Source organism: Mycobacterium sp. 1245499.0 (assembly GCF_001673615.1).
Taxonomy (GTDB): Bacteria; Actinomycetota; Actinomycetes; order Mycobacteriales; family Mycobacteriaceae; genus Mycobacterium; species Mycobacterium europaeum_A.
This window is the reverse complement of record NZ_LZMG01000402.1, coordinates 1-1,552: the sequence shown is the minus strand read 5'-3', so window position 1 is coordinate 1,552 and position 1,552 is coordinate 1. Positions and strand designations below refer to the sequence as shown.

The window sequence follows — 1,552 nt, the reverse complement described above, 5'->3', positions numbered from 1 at the left end:
GTGGAGGTCCGGGTGGCCGACGTGCCGGCCACCGTCGCCGAAACGGTGCTGCTCGCCACCCTGATCCGGGCGGCGGTGATGACCGCCCTCGACTCGACCGACGACGCCCGGCGGCTGCCACCCGGCGCGCTGCGCGCGGCGTACTGGAAGGCCGCACACGACGGATTGTCCGGCCACACACTCGATTTGATCCACGGCCGCGGCGCGGTACCGGCGGCCGAGCAGCTGGGGGCGCTGGTGCGGCGGGTGCGCCCGGCCCTGGAATCGCTGGGCGAATACGACCGCGTTCGCGACGAACTCACCCGCGTGGTAGCCGACGGCAACGGGGCGATGCGTCAGCTGCGGGCGTGGCGCAAGCGCGGCGAGGTGTCCGATGTCATCGCCGAAGCCGCCGCGGCGACGCTGAGCTGACACGAATCGCGTTGGTGTACGTGATTTCTCGTCAGGTCACCGCGAGCAGGCGATAGAGCCCGATCAGTCCCACGGCCACGATGATCGCCCGCAGCGCATTGCCCGACAACCGCCGCCCGTAGCGCGCGCCGAGCAGCCCACCGACCAGTGAGCCCGCCGCGATCAGCCCGGCGGCCGGCCAGCTGATCCGATCGAACGCCACCGCCGTATAGGCAATGGCGGCAACCACATTCACCATCAACGCCAATAAGTTCTTGGCCGCGTTGGTGCGCTGCACCGATTCCGGAAGCAGGGCGCCCATCAGGCCGACCAGCAGAATCCCTTGCGCCGCTGTGAAATAGCCGCCGTATACGCCGACGGCGAACGTGCCGAACACCAGCGTCGCCATCCGGCGCGGGCTGACGTGGTCGGGCGAGCGACCCGCCTCCTCGGCGCGCCGGGCCGTCCACGCCTGGATCCGCGGCCCGACGACCACCAACACCAGCGCCAGCACCAGCAGCACCGGCACGATGTCGGCGAACACCTTCTCGGGCAGGTGCAGCAGCAGGTACGCGCCCAGCGCCGCGCCGGCCAACGATGCCGGGAGCTGCCACCGCAGCCGATCCCACTGGCCGCGCAGCTCGGCGCGATAGCCCCAGGTGCCCGACACGCTGCCGGCGACCAGACCCGTCGCGTTCGACATGGTGGCCGTCACCGGCGGATAGCCGAGCGCGACCAGCGTCGGGAAGGTGATCAGGGTGCCGGACCCGACCAGCGCGTTGATCGCACCGGCACCCAGCCCGGCCAGGCATATGAGGAACATCTGAAATGGCGACACCGGAGAAAAACCTTAGCGTGCCGCCGATTTCGGCGCGAGGCGAGCGTCGGCCCGGGTCGGCCGGTCAGACGGGCGGGGCTTGCGCGCCGCGTTCCACGCCGGTCCGCAGCTTGACCGAGGCCGAATACGCCAGCGTCCGAAAGTGCAGCACCGGATCGTCGGACGGCTCGATGCCGTCGGTCACCCGCATCGGATCGAACACCACGATGTCGCCGCCGTGCTCGCGCTCGGTGTCCAGACCGGTGATGGCCAGGGTGCCCACGGTGACGATCTGGGTGCTCTGCCAGGCCGCCGACGGGTCCACGGTCGAGTCGGTGGGACCGG

Annotated in this window: 2 protein-coding genes and 1 pseudogene; 1 reads left to right on the top strand and 2 read right to left on the bottom strand. The window is 70.7% G+C overall.

The genetic code is table 11. From position 1 onward, the window contains the following. A pseudogene (locus tag A5646_RS25105) lies at window positions 1–411 on the top strand (carboxylate--amine ligase); the annotation flags it as partial. 31 nt (window positions 412–442) lie between these two features. Here the strand turns inward: A5646_RS25105 and A5646_RS25100 are convergent. Then, window positions 443–1,213, bottom strand: coding sequence for a sulfite exporter TauE/SafE family protein (locus A5646_RS25100; RefSeq protein ID WP_067137494.1), 771 nt, complete (start codon window positions 1,211–1,213; stop codon window positions 443–445). Window positions 1,214–1,292: 79 nt separating this feature from the next. Further along, the coding region (locus tag A5646_RS25095) for a catalase (RefSeq protein WP_156765701.1) at window positions 1,293–1,552 on the bottom strand (260 nt) is incomplete at its 5' end.